The sequence below is a fragment of the Pantoea sp. ICBG 1758 genome (assembly GCF_002928325.1).
Lineage (GTDB): Bacteria > Pseudomonadota > Gammaproteobacteria > Enterobacterales > Enterobacteriaceae > Pantoea > Pantoea eucrina.
This window is the reverse complement of the sequence record NZ_POWL01000003.1, coordinates 121,025-147,695: the sequence shown is the minus strand read 5'-3', so window position 1 is coordinate 147,695 and position 26,671 is coordinate 121,025. Positions and strand designations below refer to the sequence as shown.

Annotated in this window: 21 protein-coding genes and 1 riboswitch; of the genes, 5 read left to right on the top strand and 16 right to left on the bottom strand. The window is 59.1% G+C overall.

The genetic code is table 11. The features are described 5' to 3' along the window. The first annotated feature begins 136 nt into the window (after positions 1-136). Together C1Y41_RS12410 and folA are read left to right on the top strand one after the other, a co-directional pair. On the top strand, positions 137-1,279 hold the full coding sequence (locus C1Y41_RS12410; protein WP_104085550.1) for a porin: 1,143 nt from the start codon (positions 137-139) through the stop codon (positions 1,277-1,279). A gap of 270 nt (positions 1,280-1,549) precedes the next feature. Continuing rightward, positions 1,550-2,032 (top strand): type 3 dihydrofolate reductase, encoded by a 483-nt coding sequence (folA, locus tag C1Y41_RS12405; RefSeq protein ID WP_039382513.1) that lies wholly within the window; start codon positions 1,550-1,552, stop codon positions 2,030-2,032. A 69-nt stretch (positions 2,033-2,101) separates the two neighbouring features. Here the strand turns inward: folA and apaH are convergent, their stop codons facing one another. From apaH to lptD, 6 genes are read right to left on the bottom strand one after another with little or no spacing between them, the layout of a single operon-like run. Then, complete coding sequence (gene apaH / locus C1Y41_RS12400) at positions 2,102-2,971, bottom strand: bis(5'-nucleosyl)-tetraphosphatase (symmetrical) ApaH (protein ID WP_094110724.1); 870 nt, start codon at positions 2,969-2,971, stop codon at positions 2,102-2,104. A 49-nt stretch (positions 2,972-3,020) separates the two neighbouring features. Next, positions 3,021-3,398 (bottom strand): Co2+/Mg2+ efflux protein ApaG, encoded by a 378-nt coding sequence (apaG, locus tag C1Y41_RS12395; RefSeq protein ID WP_039382517.1) that lies wholly within the window; start codon positions 3,396-3,398, stop codon positions 3,021-3,023. Between the two features lie 4 nt (positions 3,399-3,402). Further along, entirely contained in the window at positions 3,403-4,227 is an 825-nt protein-coding gene (gene rsmA, locus C1Y41_RS12390; RefSeq protein WP_039382519.1) for a 16S rRNA (adenine(1518)-N(6)/adenine(1519)-N(6))-dimethyltransferase RsmA, read from the bottom strand. Continuing rightward, positions 4,220-5,215 carry a 4-hydroxythreonine-4-phosphate dehydrogenase PdxA gene (pdxA, locus tag C1Y41_RS12385; RefSeq protein ID WP_104085549.1) on the bottom strand — a complete coding sequence of 332 codons (996 nt, stop codon included), beginning with the start codon at positions 5,213-5,215 and terminating at the stop codon, positions 4,220-4,222. The genes rsmA and pdxA overlap by 8 nt, the downstream gene beginning before the upstream one ends. Then, positions 5,205-6,494 carry a peptidylprolyl isomerase SurA gene (gene surA / locus C1Y41_RS12380; RefSeq protein WP_094110725.1) on the bottom strand — a complete coding sequence of 430 codons (1,290 nt, stop codon included), beginning with the start codon at positions 6,492-6,494 and terminating at the stop codon, positions 5,205-5,207. Before surA ends, pdxA begins: the two co-directional genes overlap by 11 nt. A 54-nt stretch (positions 6,495-6,548) precedes the next feature. Continuing rightward, positions 6,549-8,933 carry an LPS assembly protein LptD gene (lptD, locus tag C1Y41_RS12375; RefSeq protein ID WP_052246515.1) on the bottom strand — a complete coding sequence of 795 codons (2,385 nt, stop codon included), beginning with the start codon at positions 8,931-8,933 and terminating at the stop codon, positions 6,549-6,551. Positions 8,934-9,115: 182 nt separating this feature from the next. On the opposite strand from lptD, the gene djlA reads away from it, so the two are divergent. Beyond that, entirely contained in the window at positions 9,116-9,925 is an 810-nt protein-coding gene (gene djlA / locus C1Y41_RS12370; protein WP_039382525.1) for a co-chaperone DjlA, read from the top strand. Positions 9,926-9,973: 48 nt separating this feature from the next. Here djlA and rluA read toward each other — a convergent pair whose 3' ends face one another. The 3 genes from rluA to polB form a co-directional block, all read right to left on the bottom strand. After that, on the bottom strand, positions 9,974-10,633 hold the full coding sequence (gene rluA / locus C1Y41_RS12365) for a bifunctional tRNA pseudouridine(32) synthase/23S rRNA pseudouridine(746) synthase RluA (protein ID WP_104085548.1): 660 nt from the start codon (positions 10,631-10,633) through the stop codon (positions 9,974-9,976). 15 nt (positions 10,634-10,648) lie between these two features. After that, positions 10,649-13,555 carry an RNA polymerase-associated protein RapA gene (rapA, locus tag C1Y41_RS12360; protein WP_104085547.1) on the bottom strand — a complete coding sequence of 969 codons (2,907 nt, stop codon included), beginning with the start codon at positions 13,553-13,555 and terminating at the stop codon, positions 10,649-10,651. A 149-nt stretch (positions 13,556-13,704) separates the two neighbouring features. Further along, positions 13,705-16,065 carry a DNA polymerase II gene (gene polB, locus C1Y41_RS12355; protein WP_104085546.1) on the bottom strand — a complete coding sequence of 787 codons (2,361 nt, stop codon included), beginning with the start codon at positions 16,063-16,065 and terminating at the stop codon, positions 13,705-13,707. Positions 16,066-16,208: 143 nt separating this feature from the next. Between polB and C1Y41_RS12350 the strand changes: the two genes are divergently transcribed. Then, on the top strand, positions 16,209-16,970 hold the full coding sequence (locus C1Y41_RS12350; protein ID WP_039382534.1) for a DedA family protein: 762 nt from the start codon (positions 16,209-16,211) through the stop codon (positions 16,968-16,970). Here the strand turns inward: C1Y41_RS12350 and thiQ are convergent. From thiQ to sgrR, 4 genes are all read right to left on the bottom strand, one after another. Continuing rightward, positions 16,967-17,668, bottom strand: a complete 702-nt coding sequence (thiQ, locus tag C1Y41_RS12345) for a thiamine ABC transporter ATP-binding protein ThiQ (RefSeq protein WP_039382537.1) — start codon at positions 17,666-17,668, stop codon at positions 16,967-16,969. The genes C1Y41_RS12350 and thiQ overlap by 4 nt on opposite strands. Then, positions 17,652-19,262 (bottom strand): thiamine/thiamine pyrophosphate ABC transporter permease ThiP, encoded by a 1,611-nt coding sequence (thiP, locus tag C1Y41_RS12340; protein WP_104085636.1) that lies wholly within the window; start codon positions 19,260-19,262, stop codon positions 17,652-17,654. The genes thiQ and thiP overlap by 17 nt, the downstream gene beginning before the upstream one ends. Further along, positions 19,238-20,224 carry a thiamine ABC transporter substrate binding subunit gene (gene thiB, locus C1Y41_RS12335; protein WP_039382540.1) on the bottom strand — a complete coding sequence of 329 codons (987 nt, stop codon included), beginning with the start codon at positions 20,222-20,224 and terminating at the stop codon, positions 19,238-19,240. Before thiB ends, thiP begins: the two co-directional genes overlap by 25 nt. A 46-nt stretch (positions 20,225-20,270) precedes the next feature. Further along, positions 20,271-20,366: riboswitch (TPP riboswitch) on the bottom strand. 35 nt (positions 20,367-20,401) lie between these two features. Next, positions 20,402-22,063, bottom strand: coding sequence for an HTH-type transcriptional regulator SgrR (sgrR, locus tag C1Y41_RS12330; protein ID WP_104085545.1), 1,662 nt, complete (start codon positions 22,061-22,063; stop codon positions 20,402-20,404). Between the two features lie 256 nt (positions 22,064-22,319). On the opposite strand from sgrR, the gene C1Y41_RS12325 reads away from it, so the two are divergent. Further along, the gene (locus C1Y41_RS12325; protein ID WP_104085544.1) at positions 22,320-23,525 is read left to right on the top strand and encodes an MFS transporter; all 1,206 of its coding nucleotides are present in this window, start codon (positions 22,320-22,322) and stop codon (positions 23,523-23,525) included. 35 nt (positions 23,526-23,560) lie between these two features. On the opposite strand, the gene leuD is transcribed toward C1Y41_RS12325, so the two are convergent. Genes leuD through leuB form a run of 3 tightly spaced genes read right to left on the bottom strand, consistent with a single transcriptional unit; the run spans position 23,561 to position 26,670 of the window. Next, on the bottom strand, positions 23,561-24,166 hold the full coding sequence (gene leuD / locus C1Y41_RS12320) for a 3-isopropylmalate dehydratase small subunit (protein WP_104085543.1): 606 nt from the start codon (positions 24,164-24,166) through the stop codon (positions 23,561-23,563). Positions 24,167-24,169: 3 nt separating this feature from the next. Then, positions 24,170-25,576, bottom strand: coding sequence for a 3-isopropylmalate dehydratase large subunit (gene leuC / locus C1Y41_RS12315; RefSeq protein ID WP_039382549.1), 1,407 nt, complete (start codon positions 25,574-25,576; stop codon positions 24,170-24,172). Positions 25,577-25,578: 2 nt separating this feature from the next. Continuing rightward, on the bottom strand, positions 25,579-26,670 hold the full coding sequence (gene leuB / locus C1Y41_RS12310) for a 3-isopropylmalate dehydrogenase (RefSeq protein ID WP_039382550.1): 1,092 nt from the start codon (positions 26,668-26,670) through the stop codon (positions 25,579-25,581). Between the last annotated feature and the right edge of the window lies 1 nt (position 26,671).

Sequence of the window (26,671 nt, the reverse complement as noted above, 5' to 3'; positions counted from 1 at the left end):
TAACTTTTAGCTATTGGTGCTGCTAAATAACTTTTTAAGATTTTTCGCACAAATTTATAACCCGCGATCCGGTGAGGGCACCTTACTATCTGGCGCGCTCAACCATAGAGCCTTTACCTTCACCGGAAAATATAAAATGAACATGCGTGCTTTGACTCTTAGCGCAGTGGCTGCGTTACTTATGGCTGCGCCGCTCGCCAGCCAGGCTGAAATTACTCTGCTGAAGCAGGATCCTCAGGCGAACAATGCGTTCGATCGCCTTGGCTTTAAAGTGGGCGGCAGCATTCGCCCGCAGTTTATGCATCAGAATGGCGTAAATGACACATCCTATAAGCGTAACGGCTACGATGGTGGCTCGCGCTTTCGCTTTGGCGCAGACTACGCGATCGCAGAAGATCTGAGCTGGGTAGGCTACTATGAGCTGGGCGTTAACTTCCCGGCGTGGTGGGGCTGGGACCATCACTATGCCAGCGGCGCACGCGATACCTCACGTCGTCAGCTCTATACCGGTTTTAAAAGTGCCAGCCTCGGCGAACTCTATTTTGGTCAGCAAAACAGCGTCTATTACGATGTAGTTGGCGCAAAAACCGATATCTGGGATTACGATATGCTGGCCCAGGGTTCCGGCGTCGGGATCAACGGCGATTACGACGGCAGCTATCGCTCGCGCAAAATGCTGAAGTATAAAACCCGTGCCGGCGCCGCCGATCTGTACGCCTCTTATCTCTTTGAGGATACCGAATATCTGCCGGGTAACGGCCTGCGCTACAAGCGCAACGGCGGCGGATCGCTGGGTGTCAACTATCACATCAGCGATGAACTGGCGTGGGGAAGCGCGTGGAATTATACCCGTGCCACCGTACGCAATCCGGGCAATGGCGACAGCGAGCGCTACGATCAGAATATCTGGGGCACCTCGGTCAGCTGGACGCCGGATAGCTGGACGCTGGCGGCAGGCGCCGGCTGGTATCAGAACTTTGCGCCAACCCGCCTGAAAAGCGCAACAAACTACTTTGCGGATGACGCCTGGGGCATCGAATATTTTGCCGGTTATAAATTTGCTGTAGGCCAGTATGCGGTGAAAACCCTGCAGCCTTACGTGATGGGCGATCGCCTGGACTTCGTCAACGGACGCCACTATAAGCGTATCGATAATGGCGTGGGCATCAGTGCGCAGCTCGACTACGGCTTCCGCGTTGATTATGAATATGTCATCACCTCCGATACCAGCAAGGCGCTGGGCAACGTGAACCTGGTCCGTCTGCGTTACGACTTCTGATGACTGCAGCGGCTCCGCGTGGAGCCGCTCAGTGCGCTTTTCTTTACACTCTTTCTGAAAACCTGCCGCTAATGCCGCTGATTTGTGCCAGCTGCGCAGGCGATTATGGCGGCTCTCTCCGTTAATCGCAGTAAAGTCGGTGTAAAGCTCTGCCCGGCAGCCTGAATCTGGCGGCAAAAAGAGCTTTACGCAAATAGCACGGCTGGCCTATCGACGAAACTTTCGCCTTTACGTATCATTGCGCCAATTTTTTCCAGCAGGTTTTAAATCATGATTAGTCTGATCGCAGCACTGGCTGCGGATCGCATTATTGGTATGGAAAACGCCATGCCGTGGCACTTACCCGCCGATCTCGCCTGGTTCAAACGTACTACGCTGAATAAACCGGTGATCATGGGGCGTCTGACCTTTGAATCGATTGGCCGTCCGCTGCCAGGCCGGCTCAATATTGTGGTCAGCAGCCAGCCCGGTACGCACGAGGGGGTGACCTGGGTCACTTCACCGGAAGCGGCAATCGAGGCAGCCGGTGACGCAGAAGAGATTATGGTGATTGGCGGCGGGCGTATCTATGAGCAGATGCTGCCCCGCGCCGATCGTCTTTACCTGACGCATATTGATGCTGAAGTGGAAGGGGATACGCAATTCCCTGATTACGAGCCAGATGAGTGGCAGTCGACGTTCAGCGAGTTCCACGATGCGGATGCGCAAAATTCGCACAGCTACTGCTTTGAGATCCTGGATCGGCGTCGTTAATTGATCCCTGCCTGGCGTGCATAAATGCGCGCCCTGCGCAAAAGCCCCGCTGACATCGCGGGGCTTTTTTTATGGCGTGTTGTTTAGCGGAGGAGTCGCGGCGGCGCCTTCAGCGGCCAGTGCGGCTTCACGCCGGGAGCGCTGTACATAGTATTGCTGTGTTTCCCAGTGCAGCAGCGTCAGCGTGCCGCCCCAGCAGCAGCCGGTATCCAGACCAATAACGTGATCGGGAGTGCCTTTGCCTTCAAGGGAGGCCCAGTGGCCGAAAATCTGCGTGTAGTCACTGCCCATTTTACCCGGCACGTTGAACCAGGGCCGCAGCGGCGGTGGGGCGGAGTCGGGCGCCTCTTTGCAGATCATATCCAGCTGGCCGTTGGGGAAGCAGAAACGCATGCGCGTCAGGGCATTCGTACTGAATCGCAGGCGCGCCAGGCCACTCAGTTCCGGCGTCCAGTTGTTGGGCATATCGCCATACATCGCATCCAGAAACAACGGATAGCTGTCGCTGGAGAGCACCGCTTCTACTTCACGCGCGCATGCTTTTGCCGTCGCGAGATCCCACTGCGGGGTAATGCCGGCATGCGCCATGACGAGCTTTTTCTCTTCATCAACCTGCAGCAGCGGCTGGCGCCGCAGCCAGTTGATCAGCGCATCAGCATCGTCCGCCTCCAGCAGCGGCGTCAGGCGATCTTTCGGTTTATTACGGCTGATCCCGGCGAAAACCGCCAGCAGGTGCAGGTCATGATTACCCAGCACCATGCGTACGCTGTCACCCAGTGATTTTACGTAGCGCAGCACATCGAGTGAACCGGGACCGCGCGCCACAAGGTCGCCGGTCAGCCAGAGTTCATCCTGCTGCGGATCAAAGCTTACCTGCGCCAGCAGCGCGCGCAGCTCATCGTAACAGCCGTGGATATCGCCAATCAGATATGTACTCATGATATCAGTCCGGTAAAACGCGCCGCCCGGACGAGCCGGGCGGGGGGGATCAGTGAATGTGGGTTTGCACGGCGAGGCGAAACACCGGAATATCGACGTTAAAGGCGCTGCCCTCTTCATCGATCATAACGTAGTGGCCCTGCATGGTGCCCATCGGCGTTTCCAGAATCGCACCGCTGGTATACTGGTATTCGCCACCCGGTTCGATAAACGGCTGCTCGCCCACTACGCCATCGCCCTGAACTTCCGTTTCGCGGCCGTTGCCGTTGGTGATCAGCCAGTAGCGGCTGCGCAGCTGAACGCGCGTGCGCCCGGGATTGCGGATAGTGATGGTATAGGCAAACACGTAGCGATCCTCGTCCGGTGAGGATTGCGATTCCACATACTGACTCAGTACCTGAACACAGACGCGCGCCATATCACTCATGCACTTAGTTCTCCGCTGTTTTTGCCTGATGATTACCCAGCCAGTTTGCCAGCTGACAATACTGCGCAACGCTGACGTTTTCAGCACGCAGTGAGGTATCAATATTTAACTCTTCCAGCGCACCCGCCGCAACCAGATGACCCAGGCTGTTACGCAACGTTTTACGACGCTGACCAAAAGCCTCGGTAGTAATGCGGCTCAGGATCTTAACATCACTGACCGGGTAAGGCGGCTGTGCATAAGGCACCAGTCGCACCACGGCAGAATCCACTTTAGGTGGCGGCGTAAACGACTGCGGCGGCACTTCAAGGACCGGGATCACCTGGCAGTAATATTGCGCCATCACGCTGAGACGACCATATGCTTTACTGCCCGGGCCGGCAACCAGACGGTTAACCACCTCTTTCTGCAGCATGAAGTGCATATCTTTGATCGAACCAGTATAGCTGAAAAGATGAAACATCAGCGGCGTGGAGATGTTGTAGGGCAGGTTGCCGAACACGCGCAGCGGCTGACCTTTCTCCTGCGCCAGCGCCGCAAAATCAAAGGTCATCGCATCCTGCTGATAAATGGTCAGCTTGGGACCAAGGAACGGATGCGTCTGCAGGCGAGCTGCCAGATCGCGATCCAGCTCAACGACGGTCAGCGCGTCCAGGCGTTCGCCTACCGGCTCGGTCAGGGCACCGAGACCGGGACCGATCTCGACCAGCGCCTCCTGCTTTTGCGGATGAATAGCAGAGACGATGCTATCGATAATGTACTGATCGTTCAGGAAGTTCTGCCCGAAACGTTTACGGGCGTAATGCCCCTGATGGACGCGATTATTCATTACTGCTCTTGATCATAGTGATGGCGAGATTAAGCGCCGTGATAAAGCTGCCCGGCTCTGCCTGTCCAAGACCGGCCAGTTCCAGCGCGGTACCGTGATCGACAGAGGTTCGGATAAAAGGCAGGCCCAGGGTGATATTCACCGCCCGGCCAAAACCCTGATATTTAAGGACCGGCAATCCCTGGTCATGATACATCGCCAGCACCGCATCGGCATGTTGCAGATACTTAGGCTGAAACAGCGTATCGGCCGGCAGTGGCCCCGTCAGACGGATGCCCTGCTGACGCAGCGCATCCAGCGCTGGCGTAATAGTGTCAATCTCTTCACGCCCCATATGCCCGCCTTCGCCAGCGTGCGGATTAAGACCGCAGACAAAGATATGCGGCTGCGCCAGGCCAAACTTCTGCTGTAAATCCTGATGCAGAATGGTGATGACCTCACGCAGGCTCTCGCGCGTGATGGCGGCAGAGACATCTTTCAGCGGCAGATGGGTGGTTGCCAGCGCTACGCGCAGCGACTCGGTTGCCAGCATCATAACCACGCGATCGCCACCGGCGCGATCGGCAAAAAATTCGGTATGGCCGGTAAACGGAATGCCGGCGTCGTTGATGACGCCTTTGTGTACCGGCCCGGTGATCAGCGCCGCAAACTCGCCCCGAAGCGCACCGTCACAGGCGCGCGCCAGCGTCTCAAGGACGTACGCACCGTTCGCCACGCAGAGCTGACCTGGTACCACCGGCTGTGCCGTATCGATCTGCAGCAGCGTCAGGGTACCTGCCTGCTGCGGCTGCGGGGCGCGGTCAGGCTGCCACGGCTGCAGGGTTAGCGGCAGGCCAAGCTGCGCGGCACGCTGCCGCAGCACTTCGCCGTCAGCACAGACGACCAGTTCAACCGGCCAGTTGCGCTGTGCCAGCTGCACCGTAAGATCGGGACCAATCCCGGCGGGTTCGCCGGGCGTGATCGCAACGCGATAGCTATCAGTTGCCATCAAGGATCTTCACGTAGGCGCTGGCGCGCTGCTCCTGCATCCAGGTCTGCGCTTCTTCTGCAAACTTACGGTTGAACAGCAGGCGATAGGCGCGCTCTTTCTGCGCCGCATCGGTTTTATCCACCTGGCGCGTATCCAGCAGCTGAATCAGATGCCAGCCAAACGAAGAGTGCACCGGTGCGCTGACCTGACCTTTCTGCAGCTTCAGCAGCGCGTCGCGGAAAGCGGGATCGTAGATGTCGGGTGACGCCCAGCCAAGATCGCCGCCCTGGTTAGCTGAACCCGGATCGTCAGAGAACTGTTTGGCAGCAGCGGCAAAGGTAGTTTTTCCGCTTTTGATGTCAGCGGCCAGCTGCGTAATTTTTTCACGCGCCTGATCGTCGCTCAGGATCGGTGATGGCTTCAGCAGAATATGGCGGGCGTGTACCTCAGTGACCGAGATATTCTTGCTCTCACCGCGCAGATCGTTGACTTTGAGGATATGGAAGCCCACGCCGGAACGAATCGGACCGACCACATCGCCTTTTTTCGCGCTGCTCAGCGCCTGTGAGAACAGCGTCGGCAGCTCTTCAATTTTACCCCAGCCCATGTTGCCGCCTTTCAGCGCCTGAGGATCGGCTGAGTAGGTCACCGCCAGCTTACCGAAATCGGCACCGCCTTTGATCTCCCCCACCAGCTGACGTGCCAGCGCTTCCTGATCGTCAACCTGCTGCTGCGTAGGATTTTCCGGCAGCGGCAGCAGAATCTGACTGATATTCAGCTCGGTGCCCTGCGAGTTCTGTGAACCAATCTGCGTCGCCAGCGTATCAACTTCCTGCGGCAGAATGGTGACGCGACGGCGCACTTCATTGTTACGCACTTCAGAGATCAGCATCTCTTTACGGATCTGCGCACGGTAGTCGCTGTAGTTCATGCCGTCGTAGGCGAGGCGACTGCGCAGCTGATCGACGCTCATACGGTTCTGCGCAGCGATGTTCTGGATCGCCTGATCCAGCTGCTGATCGCTGATCTGCAGGCCCGCTTTTTCACCCATCTGCAGAATAATGTTATCCATGACCTGACGCTCAAGGATCTGATGACGCAACGTACGGTCCTCAGGCAGCTGCTGACCCGCCTGCTGCGCCTGGGATTTTACCGTGCGCATCATGTTATCGACGTCACTTTCCAGCACCACGCCGTTGTTCACGACGGCGGCGACTTTATCAACTACCTGTGGGGCTGCGAAAGCGGTGCCGGCCGACATCGCCGCACCCAGAATCAGCATTCTCCAGTTCTTCATACTTTATCCATTATTGTTTCCGCACTGCGGGATCGCCTGTCAAACATCACAACATCAGAATGCGCGCTGATAGGGAATAATGCCCTGACGCAGCATTTCATTAGTGCCTAAGCCGTAGTTGGAACTCAGGCCACGCAGCTCAATGTTGAACGAGATTTGGTTGTCATATTTACTGTCGTTGTTTTCCCAGCCGTTAATCTTGCGCTCGTAACCCAGACGAATAGCGTAGCAGCAGGAGCTGTACTGCACGCCTACCAGCTGCTCTGCCGGACGGCTGTTGCGGGTATCATAATAGTACGCCCCCACCAGCGACCAGGCATCGGCAATCGGTACGCTGCCGGTTGCACCGACCTGCGAAATGCCATTTTTATAAATCGGATTATTGATCAGGCTGGCGTTGTTACGCGCCTGCGCGACATATTCCGGGCTGCTGTAGCGATAGCTCAGCTGCAGCATGCGATCGGCATCACGGCGATACTCCAGTACCGTATTACCCTGTGAAACGTTGTCGAGACGGGTGTCATACTGCAGTCCGCCACGCACGTTCCAGCGATCGCTGATTTTCCAGTACGTGTCGCCAGCCCATACCAGGCTGCCGGTATCATCTTCTTTATTTGTCTGGTTTACGCCGGTACGCGACGGAGTAAACGAGTAGATTTGACCTACAGAAACGTTAAAACGTTCAACCAGATCGTTGTCATAAATGCGTGTTGTTACGCCGCTTGCCACTTCATTCGAGGAGGCGATGCGATCGAGACCGCTATAGGTGCGATCGCGGAACAGGCCGGTATAGTCGGTCTGCAGCAGCGTAGAGTCGTAAGGATAGATGTTGCTCTGATCGCGATACGGAATATAGAGATACTGAACGCGCGGCTCCAGCGTCTGGGTATAGCCCTGCGACCAGTCCATATCGCGATCAAATACCAGACGGCCATCCACTTTAAACTGCGGCAGCGTACGGTTTACGGAATCTTTCAGCCGCCCGCTGTTGTTGTTTGTGGCGTCGGGATTAAAACGGGTGTTATAGCTTTCGATGTTGTCCTGCTGATAGTGCGTCGCCAGCAGTTTTGCTTCGGTATCGAGACTGGCCCAGCCGTTGGAGAGCGGCAGATTCAGCGTCGGCTCAATATGCAGACGCGTCGCTTCCGGCATCCGGTTGCTGACGTTGGTAAACTTCACCGCCTGGGCGTAGACGCGACCATCAAACGGACCGATATCATTCTGGTAGGCGTTAACGTCAAGCTGCGGCGCAGCACGGTAGACGTTGGCAGAGCTGGTATTGCCGAAGACCTGGAAATCTTTGGTCGACAGCGTCGCATCCCAGTTGGTATCCGCGTAGCCGATGCTGAATTTCTGCGTCGCATAGTTATTGGTCGAGCTGTAATATTTCGAGTCGATATCGTTGAAATAGTAGGGATCGCTGACCTTGGTATAATCCGCCGCAAAGCGCCAGTGCTGATCGTAAACGCCTGAATGGCGCCAGAAGAAGAGCCAGCGTTTAGAGTCCTGATCGTCTTCAATAGAAGAGCGCGCCGCGCGATCTTTTTCATACTGCTTATCGGACGGCAGGTAATCCAGCTCCATCAGGCCGGCGCCAAACACCGTAAGGTAACGGAACTCCGTTTGCAGCTGCGTACCGCGCTTGCTCATATAGTGCGGCGTCAGCGTGGCATCCGCCTGCGGCGCAATATTCCAGTAGTACGGCAGCATAAACTCGAAGCCGTTATTACTGCCATATTTCGCATTCGGGATCAGGAAACCGGAGCGACGACGATCGCCGATCGGCAGCTGCAGATAAGGGCTATAAAACACCGGCACATTGCCGAGTTTGAAGCGCGCGTTCCAGATCTCCGCCACCTCTTCCTGACGATCCTGGATCACCTCTGATCCCACCACGCTCCAGCTGTTAGAGCCCGGCAGACAGGAGGTAAAAGTGCCATTTTCGAGGATGGTATACCGGTTATTGCCACGCAGCTTCATCTGGTCGGCATCACCGCGTCCCTGGCGACCCACCATCTGGTAGTTGCCGTTCCAGACGTTAGTGTCTTTGGTGTTCAGATTGGACCAGGCTTTCGGACCTTTCAGGATGACCTGATTATCGTCATAGTGCACATTGCCCAGTGCATCCACGGTGCGTACCGGCGCGGTCTGGCCCTCCTGCTGACGCTGATGCAGCTGCATTTCGTCAGCGCGCAGACGGCTGTTACCCTGCTGCACATCGACATTACCGGTGAATACTGCATCGTCCGGATAATTGCCTTTTGCCGAATCGGAATTGATGGTTACCGGCAGGGAGTTAGCGTCACCATTGATAACCGGGCGGTTGTAGCTTGGCACGCCCAGCATACACTGCGACATCAAATCGTCGGCCAGCGCGTGCTGACTATAAAGTGCGGCACCAATCATGGTTGCCAGCAGGGTAGGTATACGTTTTTTCATACGCGGTTTCGATAATTCCATGGACACTGGCATCATGCCGACAATCCGGACAGAGACTAACTTACCGCCCGGCGTAGTGCCAGCGTTAATCCTTTTCTGTCTGCGTTGCCGTTAGGCGCGGAGATAAATGACAGGTATGATAATGCAATTTTCAGCCACAAGCATGGCGAATTGAGGAGTTTATGCGCTACTGGGGAAAAGTTATTGGTCTTGCGCTTGGCGTGATGTCAGGCGCGGGGTTCTGGGGCATTGTCCTGGGTCTGATCATTGGTCATCTGATTGATAAAGTGCGCAGCGTAAAAGGGCAGGGATACTTTGCCAATAATCAGTCGCGGCAGACGCTGTTTTTCAGCACGACGTTTCAGATCATGGGGCATCTGACCAAATCGAAAGGGCGCGTCACCGAGGCGGATATTCAGATTGCGTCGCTGTTTATGGATCGTATGCAGCTGCACGGGGAGGCGCGCACTGCCGCGCAGCGCGCCTTTCGCGAAGGGAAACAGAGCGACTATCCGCTGCGTAACAAACTGCGTGAGCTGCGCAGCGCCTGTTTTGGCCGCTTCGATCTGATTCGGATGTTTCTGGAAATTCAGATTCAGGCGGCATTTGCGGATGGTTCGCTGCATCCGAACGAGCGGCAGGTGCTGTATGTGATTGCCGAAGAGCTGGGGATTTCACGCCAGCAGTTCGATCAGTTTCTGCGCATGATGGAAGGCGGCCAGCAGTTTGGCGGCGCCGGGGCCTCAGGCGGCGGCTGGCAGCAGACGAAGCGCGGACCCACGCTGGAAGACGCCTGCAGCGTACTGGGCGTGAAAAGCAGTGATGATAACACCACCATTAAACGCGCCTATCGCAAGCTGATGAGTGAACATCATCCCGATAAGCTGGTGGCGAAAGGTCTGCCGCCGGAAATGATGGAGATGGCGAAACAGAAAGCGCAGGAGATTCAGGCCGCATACGACCTGATCCGCAAAGAGAAAGGGTTTAAATAGCCCGGGCATCCCGCCCTTTTTACCGGAAAGAGGGCGGGGTGACGCAGGTCAGAACTCCGCTGGCTGCCGAAATGTCATGCTGCTGCCAAATACCGGATGGGTAATGGTCAGCGACTCCGCATGCAGCTGCAGACGCGCTGCCATCGCCAGCGCCGCCTCATGCGCATAGAAACGATCGCCGAGGATCGGATGTCCCAGCGACAGCAGATGCACGCGCAGCTGGTGTGAACGACCGGTAATGGGCTTCAGCAGCACGCGCGCGCTGTTATCGGCGGCATACTCCAGCACTTCATACTCCGTCTGAGCCGGTTTTCCCAGTTCGTGACTCACCATCTGCTTTGGCCGGTTCGGCCAGTCGCAAATCAGTGGCAGATCGATCAGGCCCTTTTCCGCTGCCGGATGGCCCCAGACGCGCGCCACGTAGTGCTTTGACGGCTCACGCTCGCGAAACTGACGCTTCAGCTCGCGCTCTGCCGCCTTATTCAGCGCCACCACAATCACGCCGCTGGTCGCCATATCGAGCCGGTGCACCGATTCCGCCTGCGGAAAATCACGCTGGATGCGCGTCATCACGCTATCCCTGTGCTCCTCCAGCCGGCCCGGCACCGAGAGCAATCCGCTCGGTTTGTTGACCACCATAATGTGCGCGTCCTGATACAGAATATGCAGCCAGGGTTCGGACGGCGGATTGTAGGGTTCCATCAGCATGTCAGTCTCGCCTGCTTACTGGTGCGTTACGACGATCAGGCGCAGCGCATCGAGACGCCAGCCCGCCTCGCTCAGGCTGGCCAGCACCTGCGCACGATTGCTCTCCAGCGCCTCAACCTCATCGTCACGGATGTTGGGATTGACGGCGCGCAGTGCTTGGAGTCGCGACAGCTCTGCGCTCAGCTTTTCATCCGCCTCCGCTTTCGCCGCGGCAATCAGCGCCTGCGCTTCCGGCACCACGGCCTGCTCCGCCTGCGTCAGAATGGCATGCACATCCTGCTGGACAGCGTTGACCAGTTTGCTGCCAGTGTGGCGGTTAACTGCGTTAAGCTGACGGTTAAAGCTCTCAAACTCCACTTTGCCCGCCAGATTATTACCCGCGCGATCCATCAGCATGCGCACCGGCGTCGGTGGCAGGAAGCGGGTAAGCTGCAGCTGTTTCGGCGCCTGCGCCTCAACTACATAGATCATCTCAACCAGCAGCGTACCGACCGGAAGCGCCTTGTTCTTCAGCAGCGACAGGGCGCAGCTGCCGGTATCGCCGGAGAGGATCAGATCCAGACCATTGCGGATCAGCGGATGCTCCCAGGTAATGAACTGCGTATCTTCGCGCGACAGCGCCTGATTACGGTTAAAGGTAATCGTACAGCCATCTTCCGGCAGACCGGGAAAATCGGGCACCAGCATGTGATCGGAAGGGGTCAGAACAATCAGGTTGTCGCTGCGATCCTCCTGATTGATGCCGACAATGTCGAACAGGTTGAGCGCAAAGTTTACCAGCTCGGTATCATTATCCTGAGCTGCAATGGCATCAGCCAGCGCCAGCGCCGCTTCGCCGCCGTTGGAGTTAAGCTCCAGCAGTCGGTCGCGGCCCTGCTCCAGCTGCGCTTTCAGCGCATCATGCTGCTTACGGCTTTTCAGGATGAACTCATCGAGACCCTGCGGGTTTTCCGGTGCCGCCAGGAACTCAATCAGCTGGTTATATTCAGCGTCATAAATAGCGCGGCCGGTAGGGCAGGTGTGCTCAAACGCGTCCAGCCCTTCGTGATACCAGCGCAGCAGCACCGCCTGCGCGGTTTTCTCCAGCCAGGGCACCATAATCTGGATATCGTGCAGCTGACCGATACGATCGAGGCGTCCGATACGCTGCTCCAGCAGATCGGGGTTAAACGGCAGATCGAACATCACCAGCCGGCTGGCGAACTGGAAGTTACGGCCCTCAGAGCCGATCTCCGAGCAGATCAGCACCTGCGCGCCCTCTTCCTGCGAGGCGAAGAACGCCGCCGCACGATCGCGCTCAATAATGGAGAGACCTTCATGGAACACCGCCGCGCGAATACCTTCACGCTCGCGCAGCACCTGCTCCAGCTGCAGCGCAGTGGCCGCTTTGGCGCAAATCACCAGCACTTTCTCTTTGCGGTTGCTGGTGAGATAGCCCATCAGCCACTCAACGCGCGGATCAAAGTTCCACCACGTGCCGCTGTCGCCTTCAAACTCCTGGTAGATCTGCTCCGGATAGAGCATGTCCCGGGCGCGCTCTTCCGGCGACTTGCGTGCCGCCATAATGCCGGAGACTTTGATCGCTGTCTGATACTGCGCCGGCAGCGGCAGACGGATCTGCTGCAGCTCGCGCTTTGGAAAGCCCTTCACGCCGTTACGGGTGTTACGGAACAGAACGCGGCTGGTGCCGTGGCGGTCCATCAGCATTGAGACCAGCTCTTTGCGCGCATCCTCTTTACCGTCGCGGTCGCTGTTAGCAACCTGCAGCAGCGGTTCGATATCCTGCTCGCCAATCAGCTCATTGATCAGGTTCATCTCATCTTTACTGATCGCCTGATCCGCCAGCAGTGAACTGACGGCATCGGCCACCGGACGATAGTGCTGCTGCTCGGCGACAAACTGGCTGAAATCGTGAAAGCGATCGGGATCGAGCAGGCGCAGACGGGCAAAGTGGCTCTCCAGCCCCAGCTGTTCCGGCGTGGCGGTAAGCAGCAGTACGCCCGGCGTGTTCTCCGCCAGCTGTTCAATTACCTGATATTCGCGGCTGGGTGCCGCTTCACTCCACGCCAGGTGGTGCGCCTCATCCACGACCAGCAGATCCCACTCCGCATCCGCCAGCAGTTCCAGACGCTGTTTATTGCGGCGCACAAAGTCGAGCGAGCAGATAATCAGCTGTTCTGTTTCAAACGGATTGTCGCTGTCGTGCTGCGCTTCGGTATAACGATCGTCATCAAACAGAGCAAAGCGCAGGTTAAAGCGGCGCAGCATCTCTACCAGCCACTGATGCTGCAGCGTTTCCGGCACCACGATCAGCACGCGATCGGCGCGCCCCGCCAGCAGCTGCTGCTGGATGATCATGCCCGCTTCAATGGTTTTACCCAGGCCGACTTCATCTGCCAGCAGCACGCGCGGCGCGTGGCGGCGGCCCACATCGTGTGCGATATGCAGCTGGTGCGGGATAAGGTTGGTGCGCATGCCGCGCAGGCCGCTGACGGCAAGGCGATACTGCTCGCTCTGGTATTTGCGCGCGCGGAAGCGCAGGGCGAAGCGATCCATGCGATCGAGCTGACCGGCGAACAGGCGATCCTGCGGCTTGCTGAAGACCAGCTTGCTGTCCAGCATCACTTCGCGCAGCACCACGTTGCTCTCTTCAGTATCAGCGCGGGTACCGATGTAGGTCACCAGCTCATTTTCGTGCCGCACTTCATCAACCAGCATCTGCCAGCCTTCATGGCTGGTAACGGTATCACCCGGATTGAAAATCACGCGGGTGACCGGAGAATCATGACGGGCATAGAGGCGGTTCTCGCCGGTTGCGGGAAACATCAGCGTGACCATGCGCGTATCCAGCGCCACGACCGTACCCAGTCCCAGTTCACTTTCCGTATCACTTATCCAGCGTTGACCCAGTGTAAATACCATATATTTTTTGCTCGATTCTCTGAATGACTTAAAGACGTTCGCCTGCTCTCAGGCAATAACAAAGCGCCAGACAGATGTCTGGTCAGGTTGTGCATGCTGAAATACAGGAAGGGCGCTATGGTACTGGATGGCAGGGCATTCGTCACCTGTCAAAAAAGCCCCAGTTGCCCGGTAATCAGTGTAGCAAAGTCGTCGCCGACAAACGGCAGAATGCCATCCGCTATCGGCTGCAGCTGTTTGCTGACGTAGTGATCGTAGTCGAGTGGCGTGGTACGCACCTCCAGCGGCTCCGGCCCGGCGGTCGCTATCACATAGCGAATGGAACCGCCTTTCTGGTACTGCAGCGGACGCTGCAGCCTGCGGTTATGTTCATCGGCAAGACGCGCCGCGCGCACGTGCGGCGGAACGTTGCGCTCATACTCATGCAGCGGTCGCCGCAGGCGTTTTTTATACACCAGCAGATCGTCAAGCTGGCCGGCCATCAGCTGTGCGACAGTTTCACGGATATAATCCTGCCAGGGCTCCCCGCGGAAAATACGGCCATAGAGCTGCTGCTGAAACTGCTGCGCCAGCGGCGTCCAGTCAGTACGTACCGACTCCAGCCCTTTAAACACCAGCCTCTGCTGCGCGCCGCTGCCGGTCAGCCCGGCATAGCGCTTTTTGCTGCCCTGTTCGGCGTTGCGAATGGTGGGCATCAGAAAACGGCTGAAGTGCGTCTCATACTCCAGTTCCAGCGCGCTTGTCAGGCCGAGCGTCTGCTGCAGATGCTGCTGCCACCAGCGGTTGATCAGCGTCGTCAGCCGCTGGCCGGTGGCCGCTGCCTGCTCCTCGCTATATTTGCCCTGCAGCCAGACAAACGTGGAGTCGGTGTCACCGTAGATCACCGTAAACCCTTCCGCCTCAATCAGCGCCCGCGTCTGCTGCATAATGGCGTGGCCGCGCAGCGTGATGGAGGAGGCGAGGCGTGAATCAAAGAAGCGACAGGCGCTGGTACCCAGCACGCCGTAAAAGGCGTTCATGATGATTTTCAGCGCCTGGGAGAGCGGGGCGTTGCCGTCGCGCTTTGCGGCTTCACGCCCCTGCCAGATCTGCGCCACGATGTCAGGCAGACAGTGAAGGTGGCGCGAGAAGCGCGCTTCGCGAAAGCCAGGCACAGAATCTGCGTCAGACGGATGGGCCAGGCCCTCAACCAGCCCGACGGGATCAATCAGAAAAGTACGGATGATGGAGGGATAGAGGCTTTTGTAATCCAGCACCAGCACGGAGTCGTAGAGGCCGGGACGGGAGTCCATCACATAGCCGCCGGGACTCGCCTCCGGCGCCACGTCGCCCTGATTGGGCGCTACATACCCCGCACGATGCATACGCGGAATATAGAGATGACTGAACGCCGCAACCGAGCCGCCGTGCCGATCCAGCGCCAGGCCGTTAACGCTGGCCCGCTCCAGTAAAAAGGGCATGATGGCGGTATGGTGAAAAATGCGCGTCACCAGCTCGCAATCTTTCAGGTTATAGGTCGCGAGCGCGGGTTTATCATGGGCAAAGCGCCAGTTGATCTCCTCCATGCGCTGCCACGGATTATTGATCGCTTTACCTTCACCCAGCAGCTCGCGCGCAACGGATTCCAGACTGAAAGAGGGAAAATCCCAGTAGGCAGACTTCAGCGCTTCAATGCCGTCAATCACGACGCGGCCGGCGAGCTGGGCGGTAAAGATGCCCGGCTTAAAGCCGTGTTCACGCCACTCCAGCGGCTGCTGCTGACGGCCGAGGCGCAGCGGAATGCCGTAGCGATCGGCATGCTTTTGCAGCACCCGCAGATCGAACTGCACCACGTTCCAGCCAATGACCACATCGGGATCGTGCCGCGCGAACCAGGCGTTAAGCTGCTCCAGCAGCTGCTGGCGGCTCTCAACGTAAATCAGCTCAAAGCTGAGCGCGCTGGCGTCGCCGTTGGGCGGGCCCAGCATATACACCTGACGCTGACCGCAGCCTTCCAGCCCGATACAGTAAAGCTCGCCGCGTTCGGTGGTTTCAATATCCAGCGACACCCAGCGGAGAGGCGGCCGGTAGTCGGGATGCGGCTTCAGGCGGGCGTTGATCAGAGTCTCACCGCGCGGCTCGCCGCTGAACCAGACCGGGGCGGTAATAAAGCGCTCCATCAGATAGCGCTCGGGTGGCCGGATATCAGCTTCATAAACGCTGATGCCGTTCTCACGCAGACGTTTCTCCAGCTGCTGTAGCTGACGATGGCTGCGGCAATAGAGGCCAAACACCGGACGATAATGGAAATCCTTCAGCGTCAGCGACTGCAGACGGGTATGGGCTTCGTCGCGGATGAGCGCTTCGGTCTGACGGCGGAACGCTTCCGGAATAAACGCCACTGACTCCTGCGCGGGCAGCACCAGCCGCTGCGGCCCGGCATCGGTTGCCAGCCACAGCGTGATCTCGCTGCCTGAAGGGGTATCCCGCCAGTGACGGGTCAGCAGATAGCCTGCGCGCGGTTCTGTCACGGTGACTCCGGAGTAGAAATTATGCGCAGTATATCATGGATGTTTATACAGTGTCGGCAACTCTCTGCAGCGCAGCGGGAAAAGCTTGACGCCCTGACGCAGGCTCAGGACAATCCAGCCTTCATATTCCGCAGAGGATAGCTATGGAAGCCTGGATTCAACACCTGTTTACGCAATCGCTGGAGTACGCGCTGTTCGCCGTCGCTCTGGTGACCTTTCTTGAATCACTGGCGTTTGTGGGTCTGCTGCTGCCGGGCACCGTGCTGATGGCCAGCCTGGGGGCGCTGGTGGGCAGCGGTCAGATTGGCCTCTATCCGGCGTGGGCGGCGGGGCTGATTGGCTGCCTGCTGGGCGACTGGATCTCCTACGGTATCGGCTGGAAGTTTCAGGGGCCGCTGCACCGCTGGAAGTATCTGAAAAAGTATCAAAGCCTGCTGGATAAGACCGAGCATGCGCTGCATCAGCACAGCATGTTTACCGTGCTGGTGGGGCGCTTTGTCGGCCCGACACGCCCGCTGATCCCGCTGGCGGCCGGCATGCTTGAGCTGCCGGTGCGGAAGTTTCTGCCGCCCAATATCATCGGCTGTATTTTGTGGCCGCCCGCCTATCTGCTGCCGGGGATCCTCGCCGGTGTGGCCATTGATGTGCCGCAGGCGCAGGGCGACAGCTTTAAATGGCTGCTGCTGCTGGTAACGATTCTGCTCTGGCTGGGCGGATGGCTGCTCTGGCGCTGGTGGCGCAGTGACAAAACGCGCGACTGGGCAACCCGCTACCTGCCGAAAGCGCGCCTGCGCTGGCTGGCGCCGCTGATGGCCGTAGCGGGCAGCGCCGCGTTTATCGCGCTGCTGTTTCATCCGATGATGCCTGTTTTCCTGCAGCTGCTCTGGAAAGTCTTCTTCGCTTAAGCTGGCGTAATACCCAGGCGCGCGGCGCTGCTGCTCTCACCCCGAAGCAGCGCCGCCGTCTCACCATCCCACTCGATCCGGCCATCAGCAATCACCAGACTGCGTGCGGCAATCTGCTGCGCATCCTCCAGACTGTGCGACACCATCAGCAGCGTGATATTGCGTGCGTCACACACCGTGCGCACCAGCTGCAGCATTTCGCGGCGCAGCGCCGGGTCGAGCGCCGAAAAAGGCTCATCCAGCAGCAGTACCGGCTGGTTGCGCAGCAGGCAGCGCGCCAGCGCCACCCGCTGCCGCTGGCCGCCGGAGAGCTCGCCAGGCAAGCGCGTCAGTAAATCATGCAGTCCGGTCTGGTGTGCAATCTCCCTCAGCTGCTGCTGCTGGTCGCGCGTGAGCTTCAGGCCCGGATGCAGACCCAGGGCCAGATTCTGCTGTACCGAAAGGTGCGGAAAGAGATTGTTCTCCTGAAACAGCATCGAGACCGGACGCAACGCCGGTACGCTGCGGGTGTGATCGCGGCCATTAATCAGCAGCGTGCCGTGGCTGACCGGCAGAAAGCCGCCGATCAGGCTCAGCAGCGTGCTTTTACCGGCGCCGCTCGGGCCAAGTATCGCCAGCCGTTCACCCGCCTGAGCGCTGAAGCTGAAACGCATCGGCAGATGCTGATAAAGGTAAGTAAGATCAGTGAGTGTCAGCATGGCGTCCCGGCAGTTTTTCCATCAGAGTAAAAAGTAACAGGCAGAGCAGCAGCAGCAGCAGGGCGGTCGCGGCACCGTCGGCACCGCGATAGGCGCCGATCTGCTGATAAAGATACCAGGGCAGGGTGCGGAAATCGGCGTTGCCAAATAGCGCCACTGCGCCAAAGTCGCCAATCGAGAGTACGCAGGCAAAGGCGAGCGCCTGCGCCAGCGGACGCTTCAGCAGCCGCAGCTCAATCAGCTTCAGGCGATTGAGGCCGGAGAGACCGAGCGAGGCGCAGAGCGGCGCATAGCGTGCGGCGATATCGCGCATCGGGTTTTCCAGCACTTTCATGGCGTAGGGAATGGCGATCAGCGCATTGGTAAAGATCACCAGCCCGTCGGCACGCGCCGGCAGCCCGGAGGTAGCGGTAAACAGCAGGAAAAAGCCGCTGGCCAGCACGATGCCCGGCATCGCCAGAATCAGCATGCCGCTCAGCTCCAGCGCCTGTGCGCTCGCCCGACGCTGGCGCTGACGCAGCTCGCGGCTGCTCCACAGCAGCATCATTGTCAGGATCACACAGAGTGCGCCCGCGCCAAGGGCGATGCGCAGCGAGGTCAGCGTGGCCTGCCAGAGCGCCGGCTGCTGCAGTGCGCCGGCCACACCGCCGCGCACGCCATCGGCCACCACCGCTGCCAGCGGAGGCAGCAGCAGCAGCAGCGCGAGAGCAATCAGCAGCGTGTCGCTGACGCGTGCAAACCCGCTATCCTGCGGATCGCGCCAGCCCTGCAGCGTCTGACTGCCGGCAGGGATCGCTTTACTGAAGCGCTGACTGAGCAGCACCAGCAGCAGACAACAGCTGAGCTGCAGCAGTGCCAGCAGCGCGGCGCGGCCGGGATCGTAATCAAAGCTCAGCGCCTGGTAGATCGCCAGCTCCAGCGTGGTCGCTTGTGGCCCGCCGCCCAGCGCCAGCACCGTGGCGAAGCTGGCAAAGCAGAGCATAAAGATCAGCGCCGCGGTCGGCAGGATCTGGCGACGCAGCCAGGGCCACTCCAGCAGCCGGAACAGATTCCAGCCGCGCAGCCCAAGCTGAGCCGCCAGCTGACGCTGCTCCGGCGGAATGCTCTCCAGCGCCTGCAGCAGCATGCGCGTGGCCAGCGGCAGGTTAAAAAAGACGTGCGCCAGCAAAATACCCTGCAGGCCATAGGGAGAGAAGTGGTAGGGAATACCCAGCAGCGTGCAGAGCTGTGCCAGCCAGCCGCTGCGGCCGTAGACGCTCAGCAGGCCAAATACCGCCACCAGCACCGGCAGCACCAGCGTCATCGCACATAAACGCAGCAGCAGCGCGCGGCCAGGAAAGCGGCGGCGATAGAGCGCGCGCGCCAGCAGCACGGCCGGCAGCACGGAGCAGAGTGCCGAGAGCAGCGCCTGCTCAAATGAGAACGCCAGCACGTGGTGCAGATAGCTGTCACTGAGCAGGCTGCGCATGTCCGGCAGCGGGGCCGCCGTCAGCAGCGCCCCCAGAGCGAGCAGCGCCACGGCGCACAGCAGCAGCGCGCTCAGCGCGCCGGGTATCAGCCAGCCGGGCATCAGCGGCTGACAGCCCGCTGCCAGGCGCTGATCCACGCGGCGCGCTGGTCAGCCACTTCTGCCGGTGAAAACTGCAGCGCTTTTTGCGGCACGTTCAGCGCCCGATAGCCAGCCGGCAAATCGCTTTTGATCACCGGGTACATCCAGTTGCCGGTGGGGATCGTCTGCTGGAAAGCGGGGCTGACGATAAACTGCATAAAACGCTGTGCCAGCGCTGGCTGTTTACTGCCGGCCAGCCGGGCGGCGACTTCGACCTGCAGGTAGTGCCCCTCACTGAAGGTGGCAGCAGCGTAGTTCTCTTTCTTCTCTTCAATAATGTGGTAAGCGGGCGACGTGGTATAGCTCAGCACCAGATCGCCTTCGCCCTTGAGAAACAGGCCGTACGCTTCACTCCATCCTTTAGTGACGGTAACGGTTTTCGCCGCCAGCTTCTGCCACGCCGCGTCGCTGCGATCGCCAAACACTTTTTGCATCCAGAGCAGCAGGCCGAGGCCTGGCGTACTGGTACGCGGATCTTCATAGATAACGCGCCATTTCTCCGGGCTTTCAACCAGCTCCTGCAGGCTTGCGGGCGGATTCTTCAGGCGGTTTTTGTCATACACAAAGGCGAAGTAGCCGTAATCGAAAGGAACAAAGGTGTCGTTCTGCCAGCGCTCAGGCAGCTGCAGCGCCGCGGTATCGACCTGACTTTTAGCAAACAGGCCGGTTTTCTCCGCCGCCTGCAGGAGGTTGTTATCCAGTCCCAGCACAACGTCCGCTTTACTGTTTTTCCCTTCCATGCGCAGACGGTTGAGCAGCGAGACGCCATCCTCCAGCGCCACGTAGCGCAGCTCGCAGCCGCACTCCGCTTCAAACGCTTTCTTTACTGCCGGCCCAGGGCCCCATTCAGCAGCGAACGAATCATAGGTATAGACGGTCAGTAGCGGTCTGGCGGCGAATACCGGTGCGGACAACAGCAGCAGGACAGGCAGAACGTTCTTTAACACTTTGCGCTCCTTAAGGAGAGGATATGAGTGAGTCGCAAAGGATCTGAGGCTGGCACATCTCAAATCCCTACGCCGGTATTAACCGGATCAGGTTCGACGGGTTTCTCTCAGCCTGACGACGCAGACACCCCGTTGAGAACGGCTTAGTGTAGACATTTCCGCCACGGCGTGAAAGCGTCATAACGCCGGCGGCGCAAACCAGGCAGATTTAAAATCGAACCAGCCCAGCGTGTTCAGCCGTACGCCGCGCATGCTGCGCTGGCCTTCCAGCAGCAGCCAGTGGTGAAACAGCGGATGCAGCCAGTCCTGATCTACCAGCTGGCGCGCCCACTCAGCCAGCGGCAGGCGTTTCTCACGCCAGCGCGCAGCATCCTCATGCCACGCCAGCGGAATGCAGTGCTGCATCAGCGGCAGCTCATAGAGCTGCGCAAACAGCGCATACTCCAGCGGCAGGGTGAAGTTAACGCTGCCGAGCCAGATATCGCTCTCTCCGGCGCCGGCAAACCACGCTTCGTAGTTCACCACCCGGGTGATCAGTTCCACCCCCTGCTGCGCCAGCAGGGGACGCAGCGCGCTGGCGATGCCTTCATGCTCGACGTGGTCGCTGTACCAGCTTAACGTCAGTCGGGTCAGACCTTCCGGCTTGTCCGCCGCCCGCAGATCGCGGCGATGGTGCCAGCGCGGCAGCAGGCCCCAGGCAGGAAACCAGTAACGCTGATAGCCGGGATCGGCATGATGCAGCAGGGTAACCGGATTAAGCAGATCGCTGACCCAGCGGCGGAACCGGGCATGGCGTCCCCAGGCGGAGCGCTGGTCAAACAGCAGGAAGTAGCAGCCCTCCTCCAGACGGCTCTCTTCCGCTATCTCATCCGCCTCGCTGCCCTGCAGTTTTACGCCAGAGTAGACCAGCTCGTCACTGACTTCCGGCAGCACCCAGATTGAGACTTCGTCAATCAGCGCCCGGTAACCAAAGTAGTCATCAAACGCGGCAATTTTCAGCTGCGTCTGCTGATTGCGTACCACGCTGTAAGGGCCGCAGCCGGCAGGCTGACGGGCAAAGTCGGGCAGGGACGGCCATTCGCGCGGCAGGATCATGGCGCTGACGCTGCCCAGCAGCCATGGCAGCCAGCTGTCAGGCTGGGTCAGAGTGATATCCAGCGTCCAGGGCGCCGGCGAGTGCAGCTGCGAGATATGCGCAAACAGCGGCAGAGCGGCGCTGCGCTGCAGCGAATCAAGAATATCTGCCATCTCCAGCTCGCGCCCGTGATGAAAGCGGATGGCCGGACGCAGATAAAAGCGCCACTGCTGCGCGGAGAGTTGCTGCCAGTGATGAGCAATATCGGGTTCAATTTCCCCGTTTTCCTCATTTATGCGCGTCAGGCCGCTGAAGATCTGGCGGGCCAGATGCGTTTCCGAGCGGCGCAGCGGCGAGGCGGGCAGCAGGTTCTGCAGCGGACGGTAGTAAAGCACGCGCAGAATATGTTTTCCCTGACGCACGCTGCGGCCCAGGTGGGCGGCAATCATCTGCCGCACCTGCGCTTTGTCGCCAACCAGCTGAACCAGCTGGTCAATACCGTCCTGCTCCAGCAGCGCTTCTGCACGCTGCTGCTGCAGCGCCAGACCGGTACAGCGGAAGCGCAGCTGCGAACGCTTTCCGCGTCCCGCCTCAGCCTGCCAGGTCAGCCAGCCTTCACGCTGCATCGCCTGAAGCAGGTTGCGCATATGGCGCCGCGAACAGTGCAGAGTGCTGGCCAGTGCATCAAGCGTTGTCGCCCGATCCTGACCTTCACACTGCTGCCAGAGACGAATAAATTGCTGCTGCAGACGGGCCGAAGGCATAAAAGGGGAACTCCGTGGCGATTTCGCTCAGTGTTTATTGCCCTATAATAGAGGCATACTGCCACTCAATGGAAGAGCGGGAGGCACCCGATCCGGGTGGCGCTCAACCAGCTGTGTCGCCCGTGTGGCACATTTTTCTGAGTAGGGTGCAATTACACCGCCAGCAGATTTTTCTCTGCTGGCTTTTTTCATAGCGGTGTGAAATCGTCTACGCTCTTTCGCTACTCTTTTCTGTTTTTTCCAAAGGGATTTCTGCATGAAGTCGCTGTTAACGCGGCAGCGCCGCCCCGATCCGGTCTATCTCGCTTTTATGGCTGTCACCTTTATGGCGGGCGTTGCGGGTGCGCTGCAGGCACCGACCCTCAGCCTGTTTCTGACCCGCGAAGTGCAGGTACGCCCCTTCTGGGTCGGGCTCTTTTTCACCATTAACGCACTCGGCGGCATTGTGATCAGTATGCTGGTAGCAAAGCGCTCCGACACGCGCGGCGACCGGCGCCACCTGATCCTCTTTTGCTGCCTGATGGCTATTCTGAACGCGCTGCTGTTTGCGTTTAACCGTCACTACGCCACGCTGATAAGCCTGGGCGTGCTGCTCTCCGCGCTGGCCAGCGTCGCAATGCCGCAGATATTTGCGCTGGCGCGGGAGTACGCGGACGCATCAGCGCGTGAAGTGGTGATGTTCAGTTCGGTGATGCGGGCGCAGCTGTCGCTGGCGTGGGTCATCGGTCCGCCGCTCTCATTTGCGCTGGCGCTCAATTTCGGTTTCGTCACGCTGTTCGCCGTGGTGGCGGGCATGTTTTTACTGAGTATGTTGCTGATCTGGCGCGGCCTGCCGTCGGTACCGCGCGTGGTGGCGACGCCGGAGCAGCTGCTGCTGCAGGTCAGCCCGTGGAAAGATGCGCAGGTGATGCTGCTGTTTATCGCCTCAGTAATCATGTGGGCGTGCAACACCATGTACTTTATTGATATGCCGCTCTACATGAGCAACACGCTGGGGCTGCCTGAAAAGCTGGCGGGCCTGCTGATGGGAACGGCCGCCGGCCTGGAGATCCCGATTATGCTGCTGGCGGGCTTTTACGCGAAGCGCGTCGGCAAGCGTGCGCTGATGCTGGTGGCGGGCGTGGCAGCAATTCTCTTTTATCTCGGGCTGGTGCTGTTTACCTCAAAAACTGCGCTGATGCTGCTGCAGCTGTTTAACGCCGCTTTTATCGGCATTATCGCCGGTATTGGCATGCTCTGGTTTCAGGATCTGATGCCCGGCCGGGCGGGCGCGGCAACAACGCTGTTTACCACCTCCATCTCCACCGGGCTGATCGTGGCCGGGCTGCTGCAGGGGATCCTGAGCGAGCGCTTCGGGCATGAATCGGTTTATCAGGTGGCGCTGGGCATGTCCGTGCTGGCGCTGCTGCTGGTCGCGCGCGTGCGCGATGTGAAGCCGGCGACGGAGATCGCCGGCGCGTAAAGCGTGCCGCTACCTGACGTAGCGGCGTTTAATCATTATCGCAGGAAAGCGGGCTGCTGCTGCTCGTAGCGCGCGATCGACTCTTCATGCTGCAGCGTCAGGCCGATACTGTCCAGGCCGTTAATCATGCAGTGGCGGCGGAAGCTGTCGATCTCAAACGTATAGATCTTATCGCCTGCCGTGACCGTCTGTGCTTCCAGATCCACCGTAAAGCGCATGCCCGGACTGGCGTCAACCAGCCGGAACAGTGCGTCAACATCCTCTTCGCTCAGTCGCACCGGCAGCAGCTGATTGTTAAAGCTGTTGCCGTAAAAGATATCGGCAAAGCTTGGCGCAATGACGACATGGAAACCGAAGTCGGTCAGCGCCCAGGGGGCGTGCTCACGGGAGGAGCCGCAGCCGAAGTTCTCGCGCGCCAGCAGAATGCTGGCACCGGCAAACTCAGGCTTGTTAAGCACAAAGCTGGCGGTAGGCTGTGTGCCGGCATCATCGTCAAAACGCCAGTCGTGAAACAGGTGGGCACCGAAGCCGGTGCGGGTGACCTTCTGCAGAAACTGCTTTGGAATAATGGCATCGGTATCCACGTTGGCCGCATCCAGTGGCGCGACAATACCGGTGTGCTGCGTAAATTTAGTCGCCATCGCTTAAGCTCCCTGAGTCAGTTCACGAATATCGGCAAAACGGCCGGAGACCGCTGCGGCGGCAGCCATCGCCGGGCTGACCAGGTGCGTACGGCCGCCACGGCCCTGACGGCCTTCAAAGTTGCGGTTGCTGGTCGAGGCGCAGCGCTCGCCCGGATTCAGGCGATCGTTGTTCATGGCAAGACACATAGAGCAGCCCGGCAGACGCCACTCAAAGCCCGCCTCAAGAAAGATTTTATCCAGACCTTCCGCTTCCGCCTGCGCTTTAACCGGACCGGAACCCGGCACGACCATCGCGACTACGCCGGGTGCCACTTTACGCCCTTTGGCAACCGCCGCGGCAGCGCGCAGATCCTCAATGCGTGAGTTAGTGCAGGAGCCAATAAAGACTTTATCGATAGCCACGTCGGTCAGCTTCACGCCCGGCTGCAGGTTCATGTAAGCCAGCGCTTTTTCAGCGGAGGCGCGCTCAACCGGATCGGCAAACGAGGCGGGATCGGGTATCGCCTGATCCACCGCCATCACCTGACCCGGATTGGTGCCCCAGGTGACCTGCGGGGCAATATCGGCGGCGTTCAGCGTCACCACGCTGTCAAACGCTGCGTCCGGATCTGACTTCAGCGTGCGCCAGTAGGCCACGGCCTGCTCCCAGTCGTCGCCTTTCGGCGCAAACTGCTTATCTTTCAGGTAGGCGAACGTGGTGTCATCCGGCGCCACCAGACCCGCTTTCGCGCCCATCTCAATCGCCATATTGCACAGCGTCATGCGGCCTTCCATGCTCAGCGCTTCAATCGCCGGGCCGCAGAACTCCACCACATAGCCAGTGCCGCCGGCGCTGCCGGTTTTACCGATGATCGCCAGCACGATATCTTTCGCCGTAATGCCCGGCGCAGCGGCGCCCGACACATTGATTTTCATGGTTTTCGCCCGACCCTGCTTCAGCGTCTGAGTGGCAAACACATGCTCAACTTCCGAAGTGCCGATACCAAACGCCAGTGAACCAAAGGCGCCGTGCGTGGCGGTATGTGAGTCGCCGCAGACGATGGTCATACCTGGCAGGGTCATGCCCTGTTCCGGCCCGATCACGTGAACGATGCCCTGGAAGGGATGGTTCAGGTCGTAGAGCTGAATGCCGAACTCATCGCAGTTCTTCATCAGTTCCTGCATCTGAATCCGCGCCATTTCACCCGACGCATTGATATCTTTCGTCTGGGTTGAAACGTTGTGATCCATGGTGGCAAAGGTTTTTTCCGGCTGACGCACTTTACGGCCGTGCGCGCGCAGGCCGTCGAACGCCTGCGGGGAGGTCACTTCGTGGATCAGGTGACGGTCAATATAGAGCAGCGGCGTTTCATCGGGCGCTTCGTGAACGACATGTGCGTCAAATAACTTCTGGTATAAGCTTTTCATTTTTATTTTTCTCCGGCAATGAAGCCCGCGATGAGGCTACCCATTTCATCCGTACTGACAGCAGGGCCGTCGCCCGCCAGATCGCGGGTGCGATGGCCCGCTTCCAGCGCCTGGCTGACCGCCTGTTCGATAGCATTCGCCGCGTCGGCGGCGTTCAGGCTGAAGCGCAGCAGCATCGACAGCGACAGGATCTGGGCAATCGGGTTAGCGATATTTTGTCCGGCGATATCCGGCGCAGAGCCGCCAGCGGGTTCAAACAGGCCAAAACCCTCTTCGTTCAGGCTGGCTGACGGCAGCATGCCCATCGACCCGGTGATCATGGCGCACTCATCAGAGAGAATGTCGCCAAACAGGTTGGAGCAGAGCAGGACATCAAACTGCGACGGATCTTTGATCAGCTGCATGGTGGCATTGTCGATATACATATGCGCCAGCTGCACGTCAGGATACGCTTTTGCCACTTCATTCACGATTTCGCGCCACATCACCGAACTCTGCAGCACGTTAGCTTTGTCGATGGAGGTGACATGACCCCGGCGCTTGCGTGCGGCTTCAAAGGCGTTACGTGCAATGCGCTCAATCTCAAAGCGGTGGTAAACCTCGGTATCGAATGCCCGCTCGTGTGCACCGCTGCCTTCGCGTCCTTTTGGCTGGCCAAAGTAGATGCCGCCGGTGAGCTCACGTACGCAGAGAATATCAAAACCGCGCGCCGCGATATCGCTGCGCAGCGGGCAAAATGCTTCAAGACCTTTATAGAGCGCGGCAGGGCGCAGATTGCTGAACAGTCTGAAATGCTTGCGCAGCGGCAGCAGCGCCCCGCGCTCCGGCTGGCCAGCCGGCGGCAGATGCTCCCACTTCGGGCCGCCAACGGAGCCAAACAGAATCGCGTCTGCCTGCTCAGCCCCGGCTACGGTCGCAGGCGGCAGTGGTTCACCGTGACGATCGATGGCGATACCGCCAACATCATATTCGCTGGTGGTGATACGCATGCCAAAGCGGGTGCGAACCGCGTCGAGCACTTTCATCGCCTGCGCCATCACTTCCGGGCCGATTCCGTCGCCAGGCATGACCGCAATATGATATGAGTGAGTCATA

Excerpts from the sequence above, each read along its gene's own strand:
- C1Y41_RS12410 (WP_104085550.1), top strand. The coding sequence starts at position 137 with ATGAACATGCGTGCTTTGACTCTTAGCGCAGTGGCTGCGTTACTTATG.
- folA (WP_039382513.1), top strand. The coding sequence starts at position 1,550 with ATGATTAGTCTGATCGCAGCACTGGCTGCGGATCGCATTATTGGTATG.
- apaH (WP_094110724.1), bottom strand. The coding sequence starts at position 2,971 with ATGAGTACATATCTGATTGGCGATATCCACGGCTGTTACGATGAGCTG.
- apaG (WP_039382517.1), bottom strand. The coding sequence starts at position 3,398 with ATGAGTGATATGGCGCGCGTCTGTGTTCAGGTACTGAGTCAGTATGTG.
- rsmA (WP_039382519.1), bottom strand. The coding sequence starts at position 4,227 with ATGAATAATCGCGTCCATCAGGGGCATTACGCCCGTAAACGTTTCGGG.
- pdxA (WP_104085549.1), bottom strand. The coding sequence starts at position 5,215 with ATGGCAACTGATAGCTATCGCGTTGCGATCACGCCCGGCGAACCCGCC.
- surA (WP_094110725.1), bottom strand. The coding sequence starts at position 6,494 with ATGAAGAACTGGAGAATGCTGATTCTGGGTGCGGCGATGTCGGCCGGC.
- lptD (WP_052246515.1), bottom strand. The coding sequence starts at position 8,933 with ATGAAAAAACGTATACCTACCCTGCTGGCAACCATGATTGGTGCCGCA.
- djlA (WP_039382525.1), top strand. The coding sequence starts at position 9,116 with ATGCGCTACTGGGGAAAAGTTATTGGTCTTGCGCTTGGCGTGATGTCA.
- rluA (WP_104085548.1), bottom strand. The coding sequence starts at position 10,633 with ATGCTGATGGAACCCTACAATCCGCCGTCCGAACCCTGGCTGCATATT.
- rapA (WP_104085547.1), bottom strand. The coding sequence starts at position 13,555 with ATGGTATTTACACTGGGTCAACGCTGGATAAGTGATACGGAAAGTGAA.
- C1Y41_RS12350 (WP_039382534.1), top strand. The coding sequence starts at position 16,209 with ATGGAAGCCTGGATTCAACACCTGTTTACGCAATCGCTGGAGTACGCG.
- thiQ (WP_039382537.1), bottom strand. The coding sequence starts at position 17,668 with ATGCTGACACTCACTGATCTTACTTACCTTTATCAGCATCTGCCGATG.
- sgrR (WP_104085545.1), bottom strand. The coding sequence starts at position 22,063 with ATGCCTTCGGCCCGTCTGCAGCAGCAATTTATTCGTCTCTGGCAGCAG.
- C1Y41_RS12325 (WP_104085544.1), top strand. The coding sequence starts at position 22,320 with ATGAAGTCGCTGTTAACGCGGCAGCGCCGCCCCGATCCGGTCTATCTC.
- leuD (WP_104085543.1), bottom strand. The coding sequence starts at position 24,166 with ATGGCGACTAAATTTACGCAGCACACCGGTATTGTCGCGCCACTGGAT.
- leuC (WP_039382549.1), bottom strand. The coding sequence starts at position 25,576 with ATGAAAAGCTTATACCAGAAGTTATTTGACGCACATGTCGTTCACGAA.
- leuB (WP_039382550.1), bottom strand. The coding sequence starts at position 26,670 with ATGACTCACTCATATCATATTGCGGTCATGCCTGGCGACGGAATCGGC.